This window comes from Natronococcus sp. CG52 (assembly GCF_023913515.1).
In the GTDB taxonomy this organism is placed as follows: Archaea; Halobacteriota; Halobacteria; order Halobacteriales; family Natrialbaceae; genus Natronococcus; species Natronococcus zhouii.
Genome location: NZ_CP099392.1, coordinates 368,838 through 392,952, shown reverse-complemented (window position 1 = coordinate 392,952; position 24,115 = coordinate 368,838). Strand labels below are relative to the sequence as shown.

Annotated in this window: 18 protein-coding genes and 3 pseudogenes; 13 read left to right on the top strand and 8 right to left on the bottom strand. The window is 62.5% G+C overall.

What is annotated here, in order from left to right:
- The 6 genes and pseudogenes from dgoD (NED97_RS21435) to NED97_RS21410 all read right to left on the bottom strand — a co-directional run.
- A pseudogene (dgoD, locus tag NED97_RS21435) lies at positions 1-759 on the bottom strand (galactonate dehydratase); the annotation flags it as partial.
- A gap of 87 nt (positions 760-846) precedes the next feature.
- Positions 847-1,725: a carbohydrate ABC transporter permease gene (locus NED97_RS21430; protein ID WP_252490820.1), complete on the bottom strand. Its 879-nt coding sequence runs from the start codon at positions 1,723-1,725 to the stop codon at positions 847-849.
- The gene (locus tag NED97_RS21425; RefSeq protein WP_252490819.1) at positions 1,725-2,636 is read right to left on the bottom strand and encodes a carbohydrate ABC transporter permease; all 912 of its coding nucleotides are present in this window, start codon (positions 2,634-2,636) and stop codon (positions 1,725-1,727) included. Before NED97_RS21425 ends, NED97_RS21430 begins: the two co-directional genes overlap by 1 nt.
- A 63-nt stretch (positions 2,637-2,699) precedes the next feature.
- A complete protein-coding gene (locus tag NED97_RS21420) occupies positions 2,700-4,007 on the bottom strand; it encodes a sugar ABC transporter substrate-binding protein (RefSeq protein WP_252490818.1) in 1,308 nt (435 codons plus the stop codon).
- A 123-nt stretch (positions 4,008-4,130) separates the two neighbouring features.
- Positions 4,131-5,438 (bottom strand): alpha-glucosidase/alpha-galactosidase, encoded by a 1,308-nt coding sequence (melA, locus tag NED97_RS21415; RefSeq protein ID WP_252490817.1) that lies wholly within the window; start codon positions 5,436-5,438, stop codon positions 4,131-4,133.
- 135 nt (positions 5,439-5,573) lie between these two features.
- The gene (locus NED97_RS21410) at positions 5,574-6,707 is read right to left on the bottom strand and encodes an ABC transporter ATP-binding protein (protein WP_252490816.1); all 1,134 of its coding nucleotides are present in this window, start codon (positions 6,705-6,707) and stop codon (positions 5,574-5,576) included.
- A 358-nt stretch (positions 6,708-7,065) separates the two neighbouring features.
- On the opposite strand from NED97_RS21410, the gene NED97_RS21405 reads away from it, so the two are divergent.
- Both NED97_RS21405 and NED97_RS21400 read left to right on the top strand, forming a co-directional pair.
- Positions 7,066-7,854: an IclR family transcriptional regulator gene (locus NED97_RS21405; RefSeq protein ID WP_252490815.1), complete on the top strand. Its 789-nt coding sequence runs from the start codon at positions 7,066-7,068 to the stop codon at positions 7,852-7,854.
- A gap of 140 nt (positions 7,855-7,994) precedes the next feature.
- On the top strand, positions 7,995-9,341 hold the full coding sequence (locus NED97_RS21400) for a sulfatase-like hydrolase/transferase (protein WP_252490814.1): 1,347 nt from the start codon (positions 7,995-7,997) through the stop codon (positions 9,339-9,341).
- A gap of 660 nt (positions 9,342-10,001) precedes the next feature.
- Here the strand turns inward: NED97_RS21400 and NED97_RS21395 are convergent.
- Positions 10,002-11,039: a family 43 glycosylhydrolase gene (locus tag NED97_RS21395; protein WP_252490813.1), complete on the bottom strand. Its 1,038-nt coding sequence runs from the start codon at positions 11,037-11,039 to the stop codon at positions 10,002-10,004.
- Positions 11,040-11,157: 118 nt separating this feature from the next.
- Between NED97_RS21395 and NED97_RS21390 the strand changes: the two genes are divergently transcribed.
- The 9 genes and pseudogenes from NED97_RS21390 to dgoD (NED97_RS21350) all read left to right on the top strand — a co-directional run bounded on the left by NED97_RS21390 (position 11,158) and on the right by dgoD (NED97_RS21350) (position 20,059).
- On the top strand, positions 11,158-11,751 hold the full coding sequence (locus tag NED97_RS21390; RefSeq protein WP_252490812.1) for a twin-arginine translocation signal domain-containing protein: 594 nt from the start codon (positions 11,158-11,160) through the stop codon (positions 11,749-11,751).
- Entirely contained in the window at positions 11,646-12,455 is an 810-nt protein-coding gene (locus tag NED97_RS21385; RefSeq protein ID WP_252490952.1) for a type 2 periplasmic-binding domain-containing protein, read from the top strand. Before NED97_RS21390 ends, NED97_RS21385 begins: the two co-directional genes overlap by 106 nt.
- An 8-nt stretch (positions 12,456-12,463) precedes the next feature.
- Entirely contained in the window at positions 12,464-13,378 is a 915-nt protein-coding gene (locus tag NED97_RS21380; protein ID WP_252490811.1) for a carbohydrate ABC transporter permease, read from the top strand.
- Positions 13,375-14,238 (top strand): carbohydrate ABC transporter permease, encoded by an 864-nt coding sequence (locus NED97_RS21375; RefSeq protein ID WP_252490810.1) that lies wholly within the window; start codon positions 13,375-13,377, stop codon positions 14,236-14,238. Before NED97_RS21380 ends, NED97_RS21375 begins: the two co-directional genes overlap by 4 nt.
- On the top strand, positions 14,235-14,870 hold the full coding sequence (locus NED97_RS21370) for a hypothetical protein (RefSeq protein WP_252490809.1): 636 nt from the start codon (positions 14,235-14,237) through the stop codon (positions 14,868-14,870). Before NED97_RS21375 ends, NED97_RS21370 begins: the two co-directional genes overlap by 4 nt.
- Positions 14,871-14,979: 109 nt before the next feature.
- A complete protein-coding gene (locus NED97_RS21365) occupies positions 14,980-16,128 on the top strand; it encodes an ABC transporter ATP-binding protein (RefSeq protein ID WP_252490808.1) in 1,149 nt (382 codons plus the stop codon).
- A 57-nt stretch (positions 16,129-16,185) separates the two neighbouring features.
- Positions 16,186-16,467 (top strand): annotated as a pseudogene (locus tag NED97_RS21360) (beta-galactosidase); the annotation flags it as partial.
- 94 nt (positions 16,468-16,561) lie between these two features.
- A pseudogene (locus NED97_RS21355) lies at positions 16,562-17,599 on the top strand (glycoside hydrolase family 2 protein); the annotation flags it as partial.
- A gap of 1,311 nt (positions 17,600-18,910) precedes the next feature.
- Positions 18,911-20,059, top strand: coding sequence for a galactonate dehydratase (dgoD, locus tag NED97_RS21350; RefSeq protein WP_252490827.1), 1,149 nt, complete (start codon positions 18,911-18,913; stop codon positions 20,057-20,059).
- Positions 20,060-20,140: 81 nt separating this feature from the next.
- On the opposite strand, the gene NED97_RS21345 is transcribed toward dgoD (NED97_RS21350), so the two are convergent.
- On the bottom strand, positions 20,141-20,947 hold the full coding sequence (locus NED97_RS21345; protein WP_252490807.1) for an IclR family transcriptional regulator: 807 nt from the start codon (positions 20,945-20,947) through the stop codon (positions 20,141-20,143).
- A 240-nt stretch (positions 20,948-21,187) separates the two neighbouring features.
- Between NED97_RS21345 and NED97_RS21340 the strand changes: the two genes are divergently transcribed.
- The gene (locus NED97_RS21340) at positions 21,188-23,278 is read left to right on the top strand and encodes a glycoside hydrolase family 2 protein (RefSeq protein ID WP_252490806.1); all 2,091 of its coding nucleotides are present in this window, start codon (positions 21,188-21,190) and stop codon (positions 23,276-23,278) included.
- Entirely contained in the window at positions 23,257-23,910 is a 654-nt protein-coding gene (locus tag NED97_RS21335) for a hypothetical protein (RefSeq protein WP_252490805.1), read from the top strand. The genes NED97_RS21340 and NED97_RS21335 overlap by 22 nt, the downstream gene beginning before the upstream one ends.
- Positions 23,911-24,115: the final 205 nt, after the last annotated feature.

The following is a 24,115-nucleotide window of genomic DNA, read 5'->3' as shown; positions in this document are numbered from 1 at the left end:
TTCGCCCGTCGCGATCGGGATCGTCGTATGTTGAGCGATCTCCGGCAGCGCGTCGTTGTGTTCGGGGAGTACCGGTTCCTCGACGAACATCGGCTCGTACGGCTCGAGCGCGGCGACGAGGCGCTTCGCCATCGTTTTGCTCGCTCGGCCGTGAAAGTCGACGCCGATATCGATTTCGTCGCCGACGGTCTCGCGAACTTCGGCGAGCCGATCGCGGGCCGCGTCGACCGCTGCTGGAGTGTCGATCCGTTCCAGCTTGGGCGTCGCGTTCATTTTGAGCCCGGTAAAGCCCGCTTCGACCTTCTTTGCGGCCGCTTCCCCGACTTCGGCGGGCCGATCGCCGCCGATCCACTGGTAGACGCGGATGCGATCCCGGGCTGCTCCGCCGAGGAGTTCGTACACGGGTGCGCCGAACCGCTTGCCCTTGATGTCCCACAGCGCCTGATCGATCCCGGCGATGGCGCTCATCAGCACGGGGCCGCCGCGGTAGAAGCCGCCGCGGTACATCGTCTGCCAGTGATCTTCGATCCGGGCAGGGTCCTCGCCGAGCAGATAACCGTCCATCAGTTCTTCGACGGCGGTTCGGACGCTCTTCGCGCGTCCTTCGACGACCGGTTCGCCCCAGCCGACGGTGCCGTCGCTCGTCGTCACCTTGAGGAACAGCCAGCGCGGCGGGACCTCGAACAGTTCGTACTCGGTAATGACGGAATCTCCGGAGCCGTCGGGTTCTGCCGCCGATTCGCTCAGTTTCTCAGTCATACGCGTTATATCGTGATTTTGCTATAATAAGATACTGCATCGCGATCGACCGTCAGCGACCGATCGCGAGAGGTAATACTCGCGGCGTCAGACCCCCTTTCCACCGGTGTTCGACAGGCCCTCGACGAGCCACTTTCGAACCAGTGCGAACAACAGGACGACCGGAACCGCTGTTACGACGGCGGCCGCGGTAACCGCGCCCCAGTCAACCTGCTGTGCCGTCTGGAAGAGCTGCAGTCCGAGCGGCAAGGTTCGCGTCCCCGTCGATTGTGAGAGGATCGATACGAACAGATAGTCGTTCCACGAACCGACGAAGGCGTAGAAGCCCGCGACGGCGATCCCCGGCAGCGATAGCGGAACGATGATCCGGTACATGATTTCGAGATGCCCGCAGCCGTCCATCTTTGCGGCCTCGTCCAGCGCTTCGGGGATCGCGTCGAAGTACCCCTTCAACAGCCAGACGACGAACGGCAGCACGCCGACGGCGTGGGCGAAGACGAGTCCGACTCTGGTATCGACCAGTCCCATACGGAACATGACCGTAAAGAACGGGATCAACACCAGCACCAGCGGCAGCATCTGGCTCGAGATGAGTCCCAGTACGACGTAGTCGCGGCCCGGATAGTCGAATCGGCTCACCGAGTACGCCGCCGGGATGCCGACGCCGAGCGTCAACACCGTCGTGGCAACCGCGATCATCATGGAGTTGACGAAGTACATCCGGAACGTCCCGCTGGCCAGCACCGTCGCGTAGTTTTCGATCGTCACGTGTGCGAGCGGGAGGAGGTTGATTTCCCGCGCGCGCAGCATCTCGTCGGTGACGATCGAAGACCTGAGGAGCCAGAACAGCGGGATCAACAGGAACCCGTAGTACAGCAGGAGCATCGCGTAGACGAACGCCGCGCGCCGGACGGTCATCTCGTCGTCAAGGCGCATCTCGAATCGGGTGACGAGCGTGTTCAACATCAGTCGAGATCCTCCAGTTTAACGTAGACGACGGTAAACGTCATCATGATGATGAGCATCACGACGCCGATACTGGCCGCGTAGCCGAGCAGGTACTGGTCGAACGCCTGCTTGTACACGTACGTCGGCAGGACTTCGGTGGCTCGGAGCGGACCGCCGCCGGTCGAGAGCCAGACGAAGTCGAAGTTATTGAACGTGTACAGGACGTGTAGCACGATCATGATCATCGCGACGTACGAGATGTTCGGCAGGGTGATGTAGCGGAACTGCTGTACCGCGGATGCGCCGTCCATCCTCGCGGCTTCGTAGAGTTCGTCGGGAATCGACTGCATCGAGGCGAACAGCGCGATGGCGAAAAACGGGGCGTTCTTCCAGACGTGCATCAGAACGATCAGCGGGAGGGCCCACGTGGTGTTCGAGAACCAGTAGTCCGTCGGGAGTCCGAACTCCGCGAGGACGAGGTTAACGAGGCCGTATCCGGGCTGGACGAGCCAGTTAAAGACGATGACGATCACGATAACTGGCAGAACCCAGGTGACCATCGTGATGCTCCGGAAGATCGTGATCCCCGGGACCTTCTGTTTGAGTAACAGCGCTAGCCCGAGACCCAGCAGAAACTGCAGGGCGACCGATACGCCGGTCAGCACCGCCGAGTTCCACAGTGCGGTCCAGAACACGCCGTCCTGGACGAGCATCCGATAGTTCGACATGAAGACGAACTCGCGAGCCTCCGGCCGCAGGAACGACCGCATCTGGAAGCTCGTTAGAACGCCGTCGACGATGGGATAGAGGATGATGACGCCCATCAACAGTCCTGCCGGTAACAACAGTCCCCAGCCGAGCCACGTCTCCGTCGAGAGGGAGACGAACTGCTTTCGGTACGACGAGAGTCGGTCCGTGCTCACGGCCATATCGGACACCCTCCGGAATCCGCCTTCGGGCGCCGGTTCGGAACTTGTCCGTCCTTCATCGAATCACTCCGCGTCCGGATCGAGGTCCACGTCGGCCGCTTCGAGCGCCCGTTCCAGCTCGTCGGCGGCCTCCGCGGGCGTCTGCTCGTCGAAGATGACGTTCTCGATGGCGTCGTAGATGCCCTCGCGAACCGATCCCCACGCGATCGGCGCCGGGGCGACGCCGTTCTCGAACGCGTCGACGAACGCCGTGTAGTCCTCGTCTTCGAGCGTGGATTCGACGTCCTCGTGGACGGGTGTCGCGACCGCACCCGGGTTGATCTCGGCCATTCGCTCGAGCGCTTCCGGACTCGACCACGCCGACGCGACCGCCATCCCGCTGTCGAGATCGTCCGAGTGCGCGTTGAGCATCACCGGTTTGACCTCCATGTAGGTCGCGTCCGACGCATCCGCGTGCTTCGGCAGCAGCGACACTGCCGCGTTCTCCTCGACCATCTCCACTTGCGCGTCCGTGTCGCGGAACCCTTCGATCCACGGCCCGCAGTGGATCATCGCGTGCTCGCCCTCCGTGAAGCCGACGTCGTTGGTCTCCCAACCCGCGCTCTGATACTCGGAGCCGGCCGTCGGTTGGTCGCCGTGGAACAGCCGGTAGTAGATGTCGCCGAGGATCGCCTCGAACGCGTCCGAATCCGCCTGCAGCGCCCAGCCGTCGCCGTCCCACTCGTATAGCGATCCGTCGGTGTGCTGGTAGACGTGGGAGAGGAACTCCTGCGTGGCGCGCACCTCGCCGCGCTCCGTTGTCAGGTGAAACCCGTTCATATCGTCGCGATCCTCGTTGATCGTCCCCGCGAGTTCCATGAACTCGTCGATGTCCTCCGGCGGACCGTCCTCGTAGCCGTACTCGGCGAGGACCTCCTTGTTGTACACGAGTGCGCGGCCGTTCCCCGTGTAGGGGAGGGCCCAGAGCTCGTCCTGGAACCGGAACGCGTCGAGCGCGCTCTCGTGGAAGCCGTCGAAGTGGGGAATCTCGTCGGTTCGGTCCGTCAGCGGTTCGATGATGTCGGCCGCGACGTAGTCGCCGGGGTGCTCGATCACGCCCTCGATGACGTCCGGCGTTCCCTGCCGACCGCCGGTCAGGACGTTCTGGCGCAGGTCGCTGTAGGCGTAGCCGGTTATCTCCAGTTCTCGGTCGGTCTCCGACTCGACGGTCTCCGCGAGCCACTCGTTGTGATCCTCGTAATCGTCGCTGTCCCCGTCGATCCACCAGAAGGTCAGCTGATCGTCACCGCCGCTCCCGAGACAGCCGGCGACCGAGGCGGCTGCCGCCGCTCCGCCGGCTCTGAGAAGTTCACGTTTGCTAATCTCTCTCATCGCTATACTCCGTATGTTCGCAACGACTATTATAAAAGTTTCCATCCGGTAGCTCTCGCGGAAGCGATCGACGAGAGAACGGTGCAGCAGCTGGCCGAGCCGGATCGACGCCGCGGGACGCGTTCAGCTGAGGGCCGGCAGGTACGCTTCGTTAGCCGCGATGAGTTCCTCGGTCATCTCGTGAATCTCGTCGAGATCGAGTTCGGCCGCCGTCAGCGGATCGAGCTTGATCGCCTGGTGGACGGCGTCGCGGTTCCCTTCGAGCGCCCCCTTCACTGCGAGGCGCTGAACGTTCACGTTGGTGCGGTCGAGCGCGGCGAGCTGCGGCGGGAGCTTTCCGACCGAACACGGCCGGATACCCGTTCCGTCGACCAGACACGGGACCTCCACACACGCGTCGTTCTCCAGATTCCGGATGTGACCCGCGTCGTTTCGCACGTTCAGGTTGAGTCGTCTCGGCGTGTCCGTCTCGAGCGAGTGAATGAGCCGGGAGGCGTACTCCTCCGAGCGTTCGATCGAGACGTCCTCGGAATCGACGTCGGCGAGCGCGTTGTCCCGCTCCTCGGACCGCTTCTTCCAGCCCTCGAGGTACGTCGCGGTCGGCATGCGCTCGGCGTAGTTCGTCCCGGTCAACTCCTCGATTACCTTCTCGTCCGTGCGGAAGTAGGGGAGGTACTCCGAGTTGTGATGGCTCGACTCGGTGACGAAGGCTCCGAAGTGTTTCAACAGTTCGAACCGAACCGTGTCCTTCCGGTAGGTCGTTTCGTCCTCCATCGCTTCCTCGAGCAGCGGATAGACGTCCTGCCCGTCCCGCGTACACTCGAGGAACCACGCCATGTGGTTGATCCCGGCGACCCAGTAGTCGAGTTCCGCCTGGGGAACGTCGACGTACTCCGCGATCGCCTCCGCGGTGTGGGGGACGCTGTGACAGAGTCCGACGATCTCGACGTCCGTGGCCTCGTCCACGGCCCAGCAGACGATCGCCATCGGGTTCGTGTAGTTCATGAGCAGCGCGTCGGGACAGAGTTCCTCCATGTCTCGAGCGACGTCGAGCATCGTCGGGATCGTCCGGAGCCCCCGGAAGATGCCGCCCGGGCCAAGCGTGTCCCCGATCGATTGCTCGACGCCGTACTCCTCCGGAATCCGGATCTCGTTCTCGAACGGTTCCGTGCCGCCGACGTTGATCATGTTGAGCACGTAGTCGGCGCCGTCGAGCGCCTCCCGTCGGTCCGTCGTCGACTCTATCGTCGCCTCGACTCGACCGTTCTCGACCATCTTCTCGGCGACCTCGGTCGTCTGTGCGAGGCGGTGCTCGTCGATATCCATTAGCGCGATCGTGCTGTCCTCGAGCGCTTCGAACGACAGGATGTCCCCGACCAGGTTCTTGGCGAAGACCATACTCCCCGCTCCGATGAACGCGATCTTTGTCATACGAGTACTCGTGGCCGGCGAGGTTATAAAATTACCGAATAGTATGGGTAGAATAATACCGCGAGACGTCTCTCTCGGTGTGATCGTACGAGTTCCGGCTGCGTGGATTCCTAACTTGTGGCGTGCTCGGAGCGATTACGCGGGTACGTCCACCGACCGTTCTCCGGTCTCGATCGCTGCGTTCTTGACGGCCTCTCCGGTATCGGCCGCGAAGAGGTGCACATTCTTTTCGGGGAATTTGACGTGAATCTCCCGCCCGGGGTCCCAGCGCGGCGTTCCGTCGATCGACGCAGTGTACGATCGGTCTCCGATATCGACGTTGACGTGGGCGACATCGCCGAGCGGTTCCACGACGTTGACGGTCGCCTCGATCGCGTTCGGGGTATCCGCCGTGACGACTTCGATGTCCTCCGGACGAATTCCGAGCGCGTACTCCGTTCCGTCTACTTCCAGGGACTCGTCGGTCTCCGCAGACAGCTCGTAGGTGAATTCCTCGTGGACGAGCGTGCCGTCGCTGAGGCTCACGTCCAGAAAGTTCATGCTCGGCGAGCCGATAAATCCGGCGACGAACCTGTTAACGGGTGTATGATAGCATTCCAGGGGTGTCCCGATTTGCTGGAGTTCGCCGTCGTCGAGGATCGCGATTCGATCGCCCATCGTCATCGCCTCCGTTTGATCGTGCGTGACGTAGATCGTCGTCACGCCGAAGTCGTTTTGCAGGTTCTGGAGTTCCGTTCGCATCTCCCCGCGGAGTTTGGCGTCCAGATTCGAGAGCGGCTCGTCCATGAGGAACACTTCCGGATCACGAACGATGGCCCGACCTAACGCGACGCGCTGTTGTTGTCCGCCGGAGAGCTCTCCCGGCTTCTGGTCGAGGTTTTGCTCGATTCCAGTCATCTCGGCGACGTTCTCGACCCGTTCGTCGATCTCTTCCTCGGGAAGGTCGGTCGTCATCTTCAACCCGAAGCTCACGTTCTCTCGGGCGGTCATGTGCGGGTACAGCGCGTAGCTCTGGAATACCATCGCCATGTTCCTGTCTTTCGGTTTCGCGCGGGTGACGTCCTCGCCGTCGAGGACGATTTCCCCGTTCGTCGGCGTCTCCAGCCCGGCGATACAGCGCAGCGTCGTCGACTTGCCACAGCCGGAAGGACCGACGAGCACGAGAAACTCTCCGTCTTCGATGGTGAAATCGAGGTCCTCGACGGCGACGAGTTCGTCCTCGCCGGCGTCGAATACCTTTCTGAGATTTCGAACCTCTATACGACCCATGTGAACAGAGCTCGAGCCCTCCATTATTAAGCTTTTGGTCACCGGAGGAAGCCGCAGGGCGACGAGCGCTCCAGACCGGTGTCTCAGCCGAGAACCCCGATAAGGCACAGCCCAGCCGCTCAGGCTGGTAGCCGCGCATCGGCGATCGTCCGTAGGGGGACTGCGGGTCGTCGATCGGATCCGCCGATGCCGTTCACGACTCGTGAACGGAACCGTCGCGAAAAGATCGATCGGTTTCGGTTTAGGCGGGGAACCGTACGCGAGTTCGCACCCGACAGTGGCGATCGTTCGGCGGGCCCGATACCGCGTTCATGGTGTGTGAACAAGTTATTTGTAGGTGGCCTACGGCTACCCGTGTATGGGCTCGATGGATATTCCGGCGGCGGAAGATGGCGGCCCGACCGCGTCGACGACGGTTACGAGCTTTCGCGTGATCGAGGCGCTCAAGGACCGTGACGCCGCGGGAGTAAGCGAACTGGCCGACGAACTCGACCTCGCGAAGGGAACGGTTCACAAACACCTCAACACGCTTCGACGACTCAATTACGTCGTCAAAGACGGACGCGCCTACCGGTTGAGCGTGAGCTTTCTCGGACTCGGCACGAGCGCCCGCACTCGCCTCCCGATCTCCGACGCGGCGGCGCGACCGCTCGAGAATCTCGCGTCGGCGACCGGCGAAATCGCGAGCCTGATGGTTCCGGAACACGGGTACGGAATCTACATCAACCGCGAGAGCGAGCAAAAACGGCCGGAGACGGCGGCGAGAGTCGGTGATCGTCTCCCGATGCACGCGACCGCAGGTGGAAAGGCCATTCTCTCGTACACGCCTCTCGAAGAGCGCGAGCGCATCCTCGACCACCGCGGACTGTCGAAGCTGACCGAAAACACCGTGACGGACCGGGATGCGTTCGAGGACGAGCTCCAACTGACCCGGGATCGTCGGATGGCCTACGATCGGGGCGAGTACCGCGAAGATCGACACTGTATCGCCTATCCCATCACGAATCCGGACGGTCGAGCGATCGGGGCGGTCACCGTCTCCGGACCGGCCACCCGAATGAAGGAGAAGGACGCGAGCACCGACTTCGCGAGCATCGTCGGCAGCACCGTCAGTTCGATCCAAAACGCGTTCTTCCGCGATCGGTAGTCTATTACAGATGTACATCTGTAATTCTTCACTCGAGCGCGTCGGTCGAGCGTTCACGAACCACGAATAAGCCGCGTTCGAACCGATCCCCCGTCAGGAATGAGGGTAAATATAAGGCCCCGGGAGGGCGACAGGGAGTAATGACCGACGACGACCACGACCGGCCGAACGTCATCGCGGTGATGACCGATCAGCAGCGCTGGGACACGGTTGGCGTCTACGGGTGTCCGTTGGATCTCACTCCCGCGATCGATACGCTCGCGAGGCAGGGCACCGTCCTGACACAGGCGATTACGCCGCAACCGCTCTGCGGGCCGTTCCGGGCGACGTTCCAGAGCGGAAAGTACGCGAGCGAAGTTGACGCGTGGCGTGACACGATGGGGCTCTCGTCCGACGAGTTGGGCCTCTCTCAGCGGTTCAAGGGCGCCGGCTACGATGTCGGATACGTCGGGAACTGGCACGTCGCCGGCACCTTCGACAGTCCCGTGCCCGAGGAGCGTCGCGGCGGGTACGAGGACTTCTGGATCGCCGCGGACGTCCCGGAGTTCACCTCACACCCCACGGAAGGTCGCCTGTTCGATGCCGACGGAGAATCCGTCGAGTTCGAGCAGTATCGCGCGGACGCCTTCACCGAGTACGCGCGCGAGGCGATCGAATCCCTGTCGGAGCCGTTCTTCCTCGTGGTCGCGTACGTCGAACCCCACAATCAGAACGATATGTGGACCTACGTCGCGCCGGACGGGTACGCGGAACCGTACGAGAAGCGGCCGTACATTCCTGAGGACCTACAGGACCGACCCGGCGACTGGTACGAGGAACTGCCGGACTACTACGGGATGGTCAGGCGGATCGACGAGTGCGTCGACGACCTCCTAGGTGCGCTATCCGACCGCGGCGTACGGGATCGGACGATCGTCGCGTACACGTCCGACCACGGCTGTCACTTCCGGACGCGTCCGGGCGAGTACAAGCGCACTCCTCACGAGTCCGCCGTCCGGGTGCCTGCGGTCCTCGCCGGTCCCGGCTTCGACGACGGGTCCGACGTCGATCGACCGACGAGTCTCGTCGATCTCCCACCGACCCTGCTCGACGCCGCGGATATCGCCGTTCCCGACGAGATGCACGGCGAAAGTTTCCTGCCGATCGTCCGCGGAGACGCTCCCGATACCGACGGCGAGGCGTTCATCCAGGTCAGCGAGTCGCAGGTCGGCCGGGCGCTCCGAACCGATCGGTGGAAGTACGCCGTCGCCGCCTCGTCACCGACGGGATGGCGCGGCGGCAGCGCCGAAAAATCGAGCGACGTCTACGTCGAACGCTACCTCTACGACCTCGCACGGGATCCTCACGAGCAGGTCAACCTCGTCGGCCGGCCGGATTTCCGGACCGTCGCCGACGACCTTCGCGATCGGCTCGCGGCGCACGTTCAGGAAATCGAAGGTAAATCGCCCGAAATCAAGCCCTACGAGAACGGATACAGCGCGTTTTGAGATCTCAAACGAAATCGATAGTTCGTCCCGAATCGTCCGCCACTGATCTCGATCGAGGACTGACCTTGATCTGAATCGATCCCACGCCGCGCAGTGTCTCCGTTACGCACGATTCGACCGGCGGTGCTCTCGTGGCCGTTTACCCGCCGTCTCTTCGTACGAAATAGGTCGTGTCTTAATGAGAAACGGAGTCCGATTCGCCCTAAATTAGGGCTAGGCGATGAAAAATCGGTGGTAACCACCGTCTCGTCGCTCGATTGACGCGCTGATCTGTTCGTTCTCAGTAGGTAGCCGACTGATCCGGAAGTGGACTGGTATTTACAATAATATGGCTGTAATTGGTTGGCGGGACGGATCCGTCTTCTCCACGACACGGTCGTGTAAGGCGGGTCGCTGCTGGGCCAATCCCGTTGTCCTTCCGTTACCTCGCACCCAGCTTTGTTTCCTAATAAGATACAGAGCTACTGCGGATCGAATGCCACCCGAGTCATCGGGTTATCCGCGCAAAGTCGACTCAGAACGCGGAGCGGCAGCGTAACGGAACTGCTGGAGGCGCGAATAGTTCGGGACAGGTACCGTGTTCGCCGTCGCAATTCGACTGGTAGCCCCGATTTCCCGATTCGAAACGACGGGCGGGATCGAGTATCGGTACTCGAGGCGTCAGCGTTCGACGACCGGCGCGCCGGCCTCCTCGCTCGGAACGCCGTCTTCGATCGTCGGCCAGCCGTCCTCCCACCGGATTCGATCGATCAGTAGCGCCCGACGCGGCGTGTCGTTGATCCAGACGTCGTCGGCGTGATACGCGTGGTACACGAGCCAGTCGTCGCCGTCGTCGTCTCGGATGACCGCGTTGTGCCCCGGACCGAGAAACGCCTCGCCACCCTCGAGAATCGTCGTTCCCGGGTAGTTCTCGATCGAATCGCCGTTTCGGTTCACGTACGGACCGTCGAAGGATTCGGAGCGACCGACGACGACGTGGTAGGTGCTTCTCCCCCCGTCACAACAGGAGCCGTTCGAGCCGAAGAAGTAGTAGTAGCCGTCGCGCTCGATGATCCACGGCGCTTCGAAGTGATCGTCGGCGGCGATACGGAACGGTTCACCGGCGACCTCGAGACCATCGTCGGAGAGTTCGACGCCCCAGATACCGTACCAGCTCCCCCAGAAGAGGTACGGCGTCCCGTCTTCGAGCATGAAGAACGGATCGATGGAGTTCTCGACGCCGATTTCCTCGCTGTCGAACAATTTGCCGCGGGCGTCGAACGGCCCCGCGGGGTGATCGGCGGTGGCGACGCCGATCGCCGGATTCTCGTCGCCCCACTCCGAGTAGGCGTAGTACAGGTAGAACTGGTCGTTGTACTCGGCGATATCGGGTGCCCAGAGGCCGCCGCCCTCCTTCCAGTCGGGTTTCGTGTCGAACACTTCGCCGACGTACTCCCACTCGACGAGGTCGCGGGATTTGGCGATCGGAATCAGCTGTCGTCCGTGCGTATCGTGTCGATCCGACTCGTGATACCAGTGGTCTTCGGTGCCGTAGACGTAGAAGACGTCGCCGTCGTCCGCCGAGTACCGGATGATCGACGGGTCGGCCATCGTGGGTTCGAACACCGAGTTTTCGTACGTTTCCGTTTCGGCGATCGTCTCGAGGCATCCCGTAAGGCCGAAGATCGTGGTCGTCGCTAAGAATCGTCTCCGATCCATATCTTCCCTATTCACCTGCGGTAACTTTATCTCTTACTTGAAAATTTCAGCCAAACGCCCGTGAGCGCCGTTCACACCAAAGGAGATATATAGGGGGATAAGTCAATAGTAACAGTGTATGACACTGAATAACAGGTGTTGCGACGGTAGAGGTACCTCCGTAAACCGACGGCGGTTCCTGCAAACCACGGGTGCTATCGGAGCGGCCGGGATCGCTGGCTGTACCGGTCTCATGGGAGGCAGCCAGCAAGACGGCGTCGAGTACTGGACGCTCTTCACCGGCGGGGACGGCGATGCTATGGAGGGTATGGTGACCGAAATAAACGAGAGCGACGATCACGATGACCTCCACATCAATCGGCAGCGCGTTCCACACGGCGAGTACTACGATCGCCTCTATACGTCCTTGACGGGCGATGAGTATCCGGATGTGGCCGTCCTCCACGCGGATATGATCCGCGAGTACGAAGATCTGGTTACGCCGCTCACCGACGAAATCGGATCGGATCCGTACGTCGATGAAGTTGCGGAGGCCGTCGTCGTCGACGGAGAACAACTCGCCGCACCCCTCGATACCCACCCCTCGGGCTGTACTATAACAAGGAGATATTCGAGGAAGCGGGACTCGATCCGGAGGAGCCGCCGAGCAACTACGAGGAGTTCGAGGAGGCTGCAAACGCCATCACCGAAAATACGGACCACTGGGCGGTGAATATCTTCGAGGGGGGGCTCGTAACGATGAACTTTCGGATGGCACTCTCCAGCTTGGCGGGTGAACCGACGCCGGAACTGGACGAAAACTTCGAGCCGACGTTCGATAACGACGAGGGACTCGCGGTTCTGCAAGAACTCCACGACTGGGTTCACGAGCGCGAATGGATGCCGGAGGACGGCGACGTGGGAGACGACGCGTGGAACGCCGGCGAGTTAGGAATGGACATCAACGGAACGTGGCACGTCAGTCCCACCCGCCGGAACGACTTCGAGTTCGGTATGACCGAGCCGGCGGTTATGCCGAATTCGGAGGCCACGTTCACTAACCAATCCAGCCACGTACTGGTCATACCGAAGAACGAGGAGCGAGATACCGAACGTCACGAGGAAGCGGTCGAAACGGTCCGCCTGCTGACTCAGACCTACAATGACGCTTGGGGGTACGAAGCCGGACACATGCCGGCCAGTTTGGAGGCCCTGGAAAGCGACGAACTCCGCGAGAGCGATACGTGGAGCGATACGCTGGAAACGTTCACCGCGATGATCGACGATGGTCGCGGCGTAGCGCCGCCCGCGACGCCGAACAATACCGCCTACAAACAGCAGCTGTATCAACCGATAGATGATATGCGAAGCGGCAATCTGAGCCCCGAAGAAGCCTTGGACGACGCCGTGGAAGGTATTCGGGAAACCTTCGAGTAGTGTCCACTATGCCTCAAACAGACAACGAGTCGAGCACGAACGAGCGGGTGCTCGGTATCGATCCGACGTCGCGAGAAACGCGCGAGCAGATTGCGGGCATCGGTTTCGCGCTCCCGTACCTCGTTATCGCCGGCGGATTTCTTTTCGGCCCGTTGCTGTTGGGTCTGTACATGAGCTTTCACGACTGGAACGCGACGACTCCAGCTCGATCGGAGTTTATCGGGTTTCAGAACTACCAGTCGCTCTTGACCGACCCGCAGTTCTGGTCCGCGATGTGGAACACCGCGTACTTCGTCACACTCACGGTGCCGCTGCTCGTCATCGGGTCGCTCCTGCTTGCGCTCGGAGTCAATCGAGAAATAAAGGGGAAGTGGTTGTTACGAACGATCTTCTTTAGTCCGTACGTCCTCACCGTAGCCGTAATCGGTATCCTGTGGGGAGACCTCTTTGGCGGAAATGGACTGATCTCCTACTATACTACGGGTGGGAGCTGGTTGAATAGCCACACGCTCGCAATGCCGGCGATAGCCATCGCGACGGTTTGGTGGACGATCGCGTTCAACTTCATCATCTTGCTGGCAGCGCGCCAGAACGTCTCGAACAGGCTCTACGAGGCTGCGAAACTAGACGGGGCCAGTTCGTGGCGAATGATGCGAGATATCACGATTCCTCAGATGAAGAACCCCCTCATCTTCGTCGTAATCGTCTCGTTCATCACTTCGTTCCAGGTGTTCGGCCAGCCGTTCATCATGACCGACGGTGGACCGAGTTTCCAGACGACCACGATCGTCGTGTACCTGTACAACACGGCCTTTGCTGGTCGGGAGTTCGGTTACGCAGCCGCAATCGGGTACGTTCTGTTTCTCATCTTGGTCGCCGTATCGTCGGTCAGCTACTACCTGCTAGGAGGAACCAAAGAATGAGTACACGATCGCGACGGTTGATAGAGGGTGTATCGTTTGACGCGGATCTTCGAACGGTCGGCGTATACGCCGCCGTGTACGGAGCGGCGTTCCTGTTTGTTATCCCGTATTGGTGGATGTTCGCGACGTCGGTTATGCCCCGCGGACAAATTTACTCCAGTACGCCGCACTTGATTCCGAGAGACATCACGTTCCAGTGGTACGAAGTGCTCTTCGAGGGCACGCTGATCGTCCAGTGGACCATCAACACGTTCATTCTGGCGCTGGTAACTACTGTCATCGTGCTGTTGATCGACGCCATGATCGCCTACTCGCTCACCCGACTCGAGTGGCCGGGTCGCTCCGTTCTCTTTTCGCTGATCGTGGCGAGTTTCATGGTGCCCACAATCGTGAATCTCGTTCCCGTCTACGTGATCGTGAACGAACTCGGCCTCATCAACTCCTTGTGGGGTGTCGTTCTTCCGGCCGCGGCCGGTCCGCTGGGCGTGTTCATGCTCGTCCAGTTCTTCAAGGATATCCCCGTCGAGGTCGAGGAAGCAGCCCGACTCGACGGGTTTTCTCGAATCCGAACCTTCACGACTATCATCTTACCGATGATGCGTTCCGCACTCGCTTCACTCGGGCTGTTTATCTTCGTCTGGACGTGGAACGCATTTCTCTGGCCGCTCGTCATCCTTCAAAGCGAGGGGATGTACACGCTCCCGATCGGAATCGTGACGGTCCAGGAGGGAATGGGCACTACCGAACCGGGAATCGAAATGGCTTCGGCGGTCGTTGCATCGCTGCCGCTGCTCCTGGTCTTCCTGCTCATACAGAATCACCTCGTAAAAGCGGTCGAAATGCAGGGGACGACGAAATGAACGCTCCCGACGATATCGATCCCATGTACGCGACGCTCGAGCGAACGGTCCGCTTCGTCTGGGTCAACCTCGTCTCGATCGTCAAGATTAGCCTCGCGTGGTTCCTGGTATCGTTGCCGATCGTCACGATCGGCCCCGCCACCGTCGGCGCCTACCGTGCCGTGCTCTCGCTTCGAGAGGCGGGCGCTGAAGGCGTCGATTGGGGCGCCGTCAGCGGGATCTTCCGAGCGCAGTTCATCCATGCGACGCTCGTCGGACTCGTTCCGCCAATATTGCTAGCGGTTTCGGGAATGTACGCACTCGCGTACCTCGCCGACGGGACGGTTCTGGCGGGCCTGCTCACGCTCGGTGCGGCTTACGCCGGATTGTACGCCTGGCTCGTGTCAATCCCTGTTCTTCTGGGACTGGCCGAAGGAAAGCCCGCAGCGGACGCGATAACCGACGGGTATCTGTGGACCGCACGGCACGCCATCGGCGCCGTCGCGCTGGGAATCGTAACCACCGTGCTGTTGACGGTGACGTCGCTGCTGACCGTTGCTGTAGCACTTTTGTTCGCCGGCGTCGCCTTCACGCTTCACATCGAATTCATTACCGAAACCGACCAACTTACGACATCAGTTCCAGAACGATGATAGACAGTACGAGATTCGATCGATCACGCACCGCGCCCCCGGAGACGGGTGAGATGAGCCCCTCGGAAGCAATAGCTACGAAAGCGTGCGAGCACGCGCGGAGGGTACTATGACGAGTTCGAACGACGGAACGGCATCGATTACGTTCGATGACGCGAGAAAGGTGTACGGCGATGAGTTCGTTGCCATCGAGGGGGTTGACGCCCACATTGAACCCGGCGAGTTCATCACGATCGTCGGACCATCCGGATCGGGCAAGTCGACGTTGCTTCGGATGATCGCAGGTCTCGAGAAAATATCCGATGGCGACATCCAAATCGGTGGCGAGAGCGTCAAGGGCGTCGAACCGCAGCACCGTGGCATCGCTATGGTGTTCCAGAACTACGCGCTCTATCCGCATATGTCGGTCCGGAAAAACATGTCCTACGGGCTGAAGCTGACGACGGACCTTCCGGATAACGAGATCAAACAGCGAGTGCAAGAGACGGCTGAAATGATGGGTATCGAGGACCAGTTGAGCGCTAAGCCGAGCGAGCTCTCCGGCGGACAACAACAGCGCGTCGCGACGGGACGAGCCATCGTCCGCGACCCCGAGGTCTTCCTGATGGACGAGCCGCTGTCGAACCTCGACGCGAAGCTCAAAGTCCACATGCGGACCGAACTCCAGCGTCTGCAGGAGGATCTGGGAACGACGACGATCTACGTCACCCACGATCAGCACGAGGCGCTCACGATGAGCGACCGCATTATCGTTCTGAACGCGGGCGAACTCCAGCAGTTCGCGACACCGGACGAGATATACGACCGACCCGTGAACCGATTCGTCGCGGACTTTATCGGAAGTCCGTCGATGAACTTCTTCGACGTCGAGTTGAACGAGCGGACGCTCGTCGGCGACCACGTCGAGTACTCGGTTCCCGAACCGGTCGCTGAGGCGATCCGAGAGGGCCAGACGGGAGACGGTCTCGAGCTGGGGATCCGACCCGAGAACATCTCGCTCGGTTCCGACGGCGCCAACGCCATCTCCGCGACGGTCGAGGTGGTCGAGGTTGCGGGAAGCGACAACTTCGTCTACCTCGACGTCGGCGGGAACGAGTGTCGAGTTCGCGTCCCGAGCGACGTGAAACCGACGGTCGGCGAACCGGTTCAGTTCACGTTCGACCCGGCGGACATCCACGTCTTCGACAGACAGACCGGACGGAACGTCCTCAGAACGCTCGAGTCGAGACAACAGGTTTCCGAGGAAGCGTCTCCCTGATCCGACTCGATCGAAGCGGAGTACTCGTATTAACAGACGATCGCTACAAGATACACTATGGAACGACTGACGGAAGACTATCGACGGCAGAGAGCACTGAACGGACACTGGCAGTTCGTAACGGATCCCGAATACGACGGGCGGTCTGACGACTGGTACGACCCCGATGCGGACTGGCCGAATCGCACGCACGCGGTCGAGGTGCCGTGTGCGTGGCAGGAGGACGACGCATACCGGGAGTACACGGGCGCAGCGTGGTATCGACGGACGGAGACCCTCGAGCTACCGGCCGAGGAGCGCGTACTGCTCCGATTCGGCGCTGTCGACTACGAAGCGACAGTCTGGGTCAACGGCGAGCGCGTCGGCGAGAACCGCGGCGGCTACCTCCCGTTCGAGCTGACGTCACCGACGCGGTCGTGGAGGAGAGAACGCGATCGTCGTCGAGGTCGTCGACCCGGCGGACATCAGCGAAATCCCGCACGGCAAACAGGGCGCGCCGTGGTACCAGCGGATCAGCGGGATCTGGCAGGACGTCACGCTCGAGTTCGTCCCCGAGACCCGCGTCGAACGGCTCCGCGCGACGCCGGATCTGGACGACGACAGTGCGCGCATCGATTTCGACGTCGCGGGCGTCGACGACTCGTCGTCGGTGACGGCCGCGGTCCGGATCACTCGCGACGGCGACGACGCGGCTCGCGGCGAGACGGCGATCGACGCCGACGGCTCGGGGTCGCTGACGGTTTCGATCGAGGACCCGACGTACTGGACGCCCGAAACGCCGGCGCTGTACGACGTCACCGTCGACCTGCGCCGCGACGGGCAGGTCGTCGACCGGTACGAGGACTACTTCGGGATGCGTTCCGTCGAGGCTCGAGACGGACGGCTCTACCTGAACGGTGAGCCCTACTACATGCGGGGCGCGCTCGATCAGGGATACTATCCCGAGACGCTCTATCGACCGTTCGACGAATCGCTGTTCGAGGAGGAGGTTCGGACGGCCAAGGACCTCGGATTCAACCTGATCCGGAAGCACATCAAGCCCGCCCACCCGGACTTCCTCGAGTGCGCCGACCGGCTCGGCATCCTCGTCTGGGAGGAGCCCGCGAACCCGACCGTTCACACCGACCGCTCGAAACGCGAGGTTCGCGAGCAGATCGAGGGGCTCCTCGAGCGAGACTACAACCGGCCGAGCGTGATCGTCTGGAGTCTCTACAACGAGGAGTGGGGGATCGGGAACCCGCAAGGGCTCGACGAGGAGACGTCGCTCTGGGAGGACGAGGCGAAACAGGAGTACCTCGCGGATCTCTACGACGACATTTCGGCGCGAGATCCGACCCGGATCGTCTGCGACAACTCGGGCTGGGCACACGTCGCGACCGACGTCAACGACTACCACCGCTACTTCGTCAGTCCGGACCGCGCGGGCGCGTGGGAGACCGACATCGACGCGATGGCCGACGCCCCCGAGGAGAATTACGGCGCGACGGAGACCGATCCGGACGACGCGCCGATCATCGTCTCGGAGTTCGGGACCTGGGGGCTGTGCGATCTGCCCGCGGTCGAAGCCCACTACGACGGAACGCCGCCCTGGTTCGATTACGACTTCTTCGACGATCCGATCAAGCGTCCGGAAGGAGTCCACGACCGCCTCGAGGAGACGACGCTCCCGGACGTGTTCGACGATTGGGAGTCGCTCGCGGAAGCCTGGCAGTGGCGCGAGTTCCGCTCGATCAAGGACGTGATCGAGCGGATGCGCGCCCGCGAGGGGGTCGCCGGCTACGTCATCACGGAGTTCTCCGACATCGAGTGGGAGTTCAACGGCATGCTCGACTACCGGCGCGAGGAGAAGGTCTTCACGGACGATTTCGCCCGCATCAACGACGACGTCCTCGTGATGGTCGAACCCGACTCACACGCGGTCGGTGCGGGAGACACGCTAACCGCGGACGTCGTCGTCAGCAACCACACGAACGAACCTCTCGAGGGCGAGGTGACGTGGTCGTTCCGCGGGCGCGAGGGGGCGGTCGCGATCGATCGCGACGGGTTCGGCGTCACGCGCGTCGAGGACGCGATCTCGATAGCCGTCCCGGACGTCGATGACGCGACGACGGACGAACTGACCGTCTCGCTACCCGGCGCGAGTTCGAACGCCGAATCGATCACCGTCGTCCCCGATCCGTCGGTCGACACCGACCTCACCGTGGCCGTCGACGACGACGAACTGGCGTCGACCCTGACGGCGATCGGGTTCGACGTCGAGCCGTCGATTACGGACGCGACCGACGTCGCGCTGGTGGCGGATCCCGACGTCGACGCGAGAGCGTACGTCGAGGGCGGCGGCGCGCTCGTTCGGCTTCCGGACGCGACCGGTCACATGAGCGACGACGCGTTCTTCGAGTACCGCGACCTCCCCGAAGACGAGAGCTGGAACCTCGTCGCGTCGCTGTTCTACCGCGACGACGGACCGCTCGCGGAGTACGTCGACACCGTTCCCGGCTGGGAACTCGAGGGCCTGTACCCCTACGACGTCGTCGCGGACGTCGACCGAGACGTCGACGACGTCGGCGTCGGATACGTCGAGGGGTGGCTCGCGAACTGGAGCGCCGCGGTTACCGTCCGCGATCACGGAGACGGGCGCGTCGGCGCGTTCACCTTCAGAGTCACCGACGACGGCGCGCGCGCGAACAATCCGGTCGGCGTCGCGGCGCTCGCCGCGTTCGTTACCGACCTCGCTCGAGACCAGGACCGAACGACCGAAGACGATTCACGACACACGCCACTCATGCACATCACAGACTACGAACTGTTCGAAGTACCGCCGCGCTGGCTGTTCCTCAAGGTGACGACGAGCGACGGCACCGTCGGCTGGGGCGAACCGGTCGTCGAAGGACGCGCGAAGACGGTCAAGACCGCGGTCGAAGAGCTGATGGATACCTACCTCGTCGGCGAGGATCCGGCACGAATCGAAGATCACTGGCAGACGATGTACCGCGGCGGCTTCTACCGCGGCGGGCCGGTCCTGATGTCGGCCATCGCCGGGATCGACCAGGCGCTGTGGGACATCAAGGGCAAGACGTACGACGCCCCGGTGTACGACCTGCTCGGCGGGCGGGCCCGCGATCGACTGCGCGTCTACCAGTGGATCGGCGGGGACGATCCGTCGGACGTCGCCGACCAGGCGCGCGAGAAGGTCGACGCCGGCTTCACCGCCCTCAAGATGAACGGGACGCCGGCGATGGAGCGAATCGACTCGCCGGCGACCGTCGAGGCCGCGACCGAGCGGATGCGAGAGGTTCGCGAAGCCGTCGGGAGCGAGGTCGACGTCGGCGTCGACTTTCACGGGCGCGTCTCGAAGTCGATGGCCAAGCGGCTGGTCGCGGCCCTCGAACCGTACGAGCCGTTCTTCATCGAAGAGCCGGTCCTGACGGAACACCTGGACGAACTCGCGGGGATCGCCCAGCACACGACCACCCCGATCGCGACCGGCGAGCGGATGTACTCGCGGTGGGATTTCAAGCAGGTCTTCGAGGACGGACACGTCGACCTCATCCAGCCCGACCTGTCCCACGCCGGCGGGATCACCGAGGTGAACAAGATCGCGTCGATGGCCGAAGCCTACGACGTGGCGGTCGCACCGCACTGCCCGCTCGGCCCGATCGCGCTAGCCTCGTGCATCCAGGTCGACGCCTGTTCGCCGAACGCGCTCATCCAGGAGCAGAGCCTCGACATCCACTACAACGAGACCAGCGACGTGCTCGATTACCTCGCGGACCCCTCCGTTTTCGACTACCGGGAGGGGTACGTCGACATCCCCGACGGACCGGGGCTCGGAGTCGACATCGACGAGGAGTACGTCCGGGAGCAGGCCGGCGAGGTCGACTGGCACAATCCCGTCTGGCGCCACGACGACGGCAGCGTCGCGGAGTGGTAACGATGGTGGACGAGTACGAGGTGGAGTGGAGAGCTGAGACGGCCCGCGTCGAGGGCTGACGAGCGTCGCTTTCGGTCCGAACTACCGGCTCAACAGCACGGTCTCGATCGACTTGCTCGCGTTCACGAGGAGTCTGGCGATCTCGTCCTCGAGTCGGCGACCGTAGAGACTGTCTTTGGAGCCGCTGACCTCGATCGCGGCGATGGCGTAGTTGTCGGCGTCTCTGACGGGAACGGCGACGCTGTGGAGGTTCTGGTAGGGTTCGCCGTGGCCGACGACGTGGCGGTGGCCCATGAAGGATCCCGCGCTGAAGGTACTCTCCTGCGGACCCTCGCGTTCGATAACCATCCGCTGGTTCCGAAGCGTCCGTAACTCCGAAACGAGCTGATCCGCGCGGTCGGTCAGCTCCTGTTCCGCGAGCAGCGCCTCCACCTCTTCGACGGGACGGTACGAGAGGATCGCCTTGCCGCCGACCGAAATCGGCGCCGGAATGCGGTCGCCCTCGCTGACCGGTCCGACGGGTTGCTCGCGCTCGCTCGTCTGGGAGAGATAGATCGCGTCTCCGTCCTCTTCGACGACGAGCGAGACCGTCTCCCCGGTCTGCCGGGCCAACCGGTTCAGTTCCGTCCGCGCGACCTGGAAGACGTCGCGGCGCTCGCGAACCCGACGACCGATCTGGAACCACCGCAGGGAGAGCGCGTACGAGGACCCGGTTTTCGTCACGAATCCGAGGTGGTGGAGCGTGTCGAGATACTTGTAGACCGAGCTCTTGGCGATCCCAGTCTCGCGCGCCAGTTCCGTGATTCCCGTACTCTCGCGCCGTTCCAGCGCCTCGATGATCCGAAAGAGCTTGCGGACCGATTTCACGTGGTGGCTCGTCCCCGACATGTGTCGTAGACGACTGGCGACGATCACCAAAACCGTTTCTCATTGTGACACGGAGTCGTCTCGTTCACGGCGCGTACTCGCTTGCGTCGGACGGAAGATTTATTCGCCGAAACGAACGTTACTACGAAAGTGACCGAACATGCGTCCTGCACCCCCTGAGACGACCGACACCCTGCCTCAGTTCCGCCGAGACGTCCTGCGTTCACGAGCCGATCTAGCCGCTAGCGACCGGGAATATCGGTGGGAGTCGTGACCGGGTCACCGACGGGAGCGTCCGAGGAGGACGCGAGCGACCGACGGCGCTCGGTCGCGCTCGACGGCGAGTGGGAGTTTCTCATCGATCCGGAACGCAGCGGCCGAACGAACCGGTGGTACGAACGAGACGCGACGTGGCCGGACCGTGCACACGCGGTCGAGATTCCCCGAGCGTGGCAGGAAGACGACGCGTATCGAGAGTACACTGGGACGGCGTGGTATCGTCGATCGATCGACCTGGACGCGGCGGTTCCGGCGGGAAAGCGGGCGTTTCTCGTCTTCGGCGCCGCGGACTACGAGACGACGGTGTGGGTCAACAGCGAGCGCGTCGGCGAGAACCGCGGCGGCTACCTCCCGTTCACGATAGACGTCACCGACGAACTGGAGCGCGGAGCGAACGCGATGGTGGTCGCGGTCACCGATCCCGCGGATCTCTCGGAGATTCCGCACGGAAAACAGGGAGATCCGTGGTACACTCGGGTCTCCGGCCTCTGGCAGTCCGTCAGCCTCGAGTTCCGTCCGGAAACCCGAATCGTCGACGCACCCGTCACTCCCGACCTCGAACGGGATCGTGCCGTCGTCGATCTCGAGTTCGCGACGGGATCGGCCGACGTCGAGGCGTTGCGGGCGACGGTGCTGGCCGACGGAGACGGCGATTCGGAGGCGAGCGCCACCGTCTCGCCGGCCGCCGACTCGACGGCCGTTCTCGAGTTCGACGACCCCACCTACTGGTGTCCCGACGAGCCGGCGCTGTACGACCTCACCGTGATCCTCGAGCGCGACGGGACGGTCGTCGATCGGTACGAGGACTACTTCGGAATGCGGAGCTTCGAGACGGCGGACGGGGAGTTCCTGCTGAACGGCGAACCGATTACGCTTCGCGGCGTTCTCGAACAGGGATACTACCCGGAGACGCTCTACCGGCCCCGGGACGAGGAGACGTTCAGCAGCGAGATCGAACTGGCCGCCGACCTCGGGTTCAATCTCATCCGGAAACACGTCAAGCCCGCTCATCCGGACTTTCTCGAGTGTGCCGATCGGAACGGGATGCTGGTGTGGCAAGAGCCCGCAAACCCGATGCGGGACACCGAGCGCTCGCGTGCGGAAGTGAGGGCACAGGTCGAGGGGCTCGTCGAACGCGATTACAACCGGCCGAGCGTCGTCATCTGGTCGCTGTACAACGAGGAGTGGGGTCTCGGTCACCACGACGCCGACGAGACGCTCTGGACGGATGCGGAGAAACAGCGGTTCCTCGCCGATCTCTATCGGTCGGTTCGCGAACGCGATCCAACGCGGATCGTGTGTGACAACTCCGGCTGGGCGCACGTGGCGACCGACGTCAACGACTACCACCGCTACTTCGTCAGTCCCGATCAGGCCGATAGCTGGGCCGCCGACCTCGAGCACATCCGCCACTATCCGGGCGACAACTACGCTACGACCGAGTTCGACGATCCCGACGCGCCGCTCGTCGTCTCGGAACTCGGGACGTGGGGGCTGAGCGACGTGGACGCCCTCCGCGATCGATACGGCGGGGATCCGCACTGGTTCGACCACGACTTTCTCGTCGAGGCGCTCAAGAAACCGGACGGGATCGACGAGCGGCTTCAGCGGACGACGCTCCCCGACGTCTTCGACGACTACGCCGATCTCGCAGCGTCCTGGCAAGAGCGGGAGTTCACGTCGATCAAACACCTCATAGAGGAGATGCGCGTTCGAGACGAGATCGCCGGCTACGTTCTGACCGAACTGTCGGATATCGAGTGGGAGTTCAACGGCCTGTCCGACTACCACCGAAACCCGAAGTCTTTCGCCCCCGGTTTTCGACGGTTAACGGCCCGCTCACGGTCGTCGCGAGGCCCGAGTCGCACGCCACGTGGGCCGACCAGTCCGTCGAGGTTTCGCTCACCGTCGTCAACGACACCGATCAGTCGGTTTCGGGGCCGCTCGAGTGGTCCCTGGATCGACAGCGAGGCGGTGAGACCGTCTCGGTCGCTGCTCACGACGCGACCGCCCTTACGACGACGGTCACAGCACCAACGGAGACGGACGAGGTGGCGCGAACGACGGAGTTGACCGTCTCCTTCTCGCCGCGAGACGAATCGATCTCGACGGCGGAACCCGTGACGATCGTCGACGGTGACCGTGGCGCGACGCCGTCGATGACCGTGTACGCGGACGGTGCGTTCGCTTCGCGACTCGCCGAGGAGGGCGTGACCGTCACGCACACGCTCTCCGATGCGGTCGACGTCGCCGTAACCTCCGAAATCACGAGTCGTATCGATCAGTTCGCGACCGACGGCGGTGCCGTCGTCCACGTCCCGGATCGAGACGGCGAGATGAGAACCGGCGGGCCGTTCACCTACCGCTCGCTACCGCGCGCCGAAAGCTGGAATCTCGTCGCCGGGTTCTACTACCGGGACTCGGCACTCCTCGAGGATATCTGTCCGAATCGCCACCTCGGCTGGGAGTTCGACGGACTCTATCCGTACGCGGTCGCCACCGATCTGAACCCGTCGGTCGACCGCGTTCACGTCGGCTACGTAGAGGGATGGCTCGCGAACTGGAGTAGCCCCTTCGTCGTCCGCGGGTACGGAAGTGGATCGATAACGGCGCTGACGTTTCGGGTCTGCGATCGGTACGGACGCCACCCCGTCGCCACCGTTCTCTGTAATCGTCTCCTCCGATGGCTCTCCCAGAACCGTTGAATTTCGGACGTACAGATACTACTTCGCTATAGTAGCCACTGAAAGTCAGTACACGCCCGATCGCACAGCCGTCGTGCGATCGGTGTGGAACCCGTTTCAGTTGGTACTATAGTATCTCGACTCGAAACTCGCTGCGACCGTTAACGGTACGCGAAGGAGAGTCTTTAAAATAGCTACAATAGGTAGCTTAGCTGAGGTAGCTACC

Coding starts and splice junctions, on each gene's coding strand:
- NED97_RS21405 (WP_252490815.1), top strand. CDS start 7,066: ATGGGCTCGATGGATATTCCGGCGGCGGAAGATGGCGGCCCGACCGCG.
- melA (WP_252490817.1), bottom strand. CDS start 5,438: ATGACAAAGATCGCGTTCATCGGAGCGGGGAGTATGGTCTTCGCCAAG.
- NED97_RS21380 (WP_252490811.1), top strand. CDS start 12,464: ATGCCTCAAACAGACAACGAGTCGAGCACGAACGAGCGGGTGCTCGGT.
- NED97_RS21390 (WP_252490812.1), top strand. CDS start 11,158: ATGACACTGAATAACAGGTGTTGCGACGGTAGAGGTACCTCCGTAAAC.
- NED97_RS21425 (WP_252490819.1), bottom strand. CDS start 2,636: ATGGCCGTGAGCACGGACCGACTCTCGTCGTACCGAAAGCAGTTCGTC.
- NED97_RS21365 (WP_252490808.1), top strand. CDS start 14,980: ATGACGAGTTCGAACGACGGAACGGCATCGATTACGTTCGATGACGCG.
- NED97_RS21420 (WP_252490818.1), bottom strand. CDS start 4,007: ATGAGAGAGATTAGCAAACGTGAACTTCTCAGAGCCGGCGGAGCGGCG.
- NED97_RS21400 (WP_252490814.1), top strand. CDS start 7,995: ATGACCGACGACGACCACGACCGGCCGAACGTCATCGCGGTGATGACC.
- NED97_RS21395 (WP_252490813.1), bottom strand. CDS start 11,039: ATGGATCGGAGACGATTCTTAGCGACGACCACGATCTTCGGCCTTACG.
- dgoD (WP_252490827.1), top strand. CDS start 18,911: ATGCACATCACAGACTACGAACTGTTCGAAGTACCGCCGCGCTGGCTG.
- NED97_RS21345 (WP_252490807.1), bottom strand. CDS start 20,947: ATGTCGGGGACGAGCCACCACGTGAAATCGGTCCGCAAGCTCTTTCGG.
- NED97_RS21430 (WP_252490820.1), bottom strand. CDS start 1,725: ATGTTGAACACGCTCGTCACCCGATTCGAGATGCGCCTTGACGACGAG.
- NED97_RS21370 (WP_252490809.1), top strand. CDS start 14,235: ATGAACGCTCCCGACGATATCGATCCCATGTACGCGACGCTCGAGCGA.
- NED97_RS21410 (WP_252490816.1), bottom strand. CDS start 6,707: ATGGGTCGTATAGAGGTTCGAAATCTCAGAAAGGTATTCGACGCCGGC.
- NED97_RS21375 (WP_252490810.1), top strand. CDS start 13,375: ATGAGTACACGATCGCGACGGTTGATAGAGGGTGTATCGTTTGACGCG.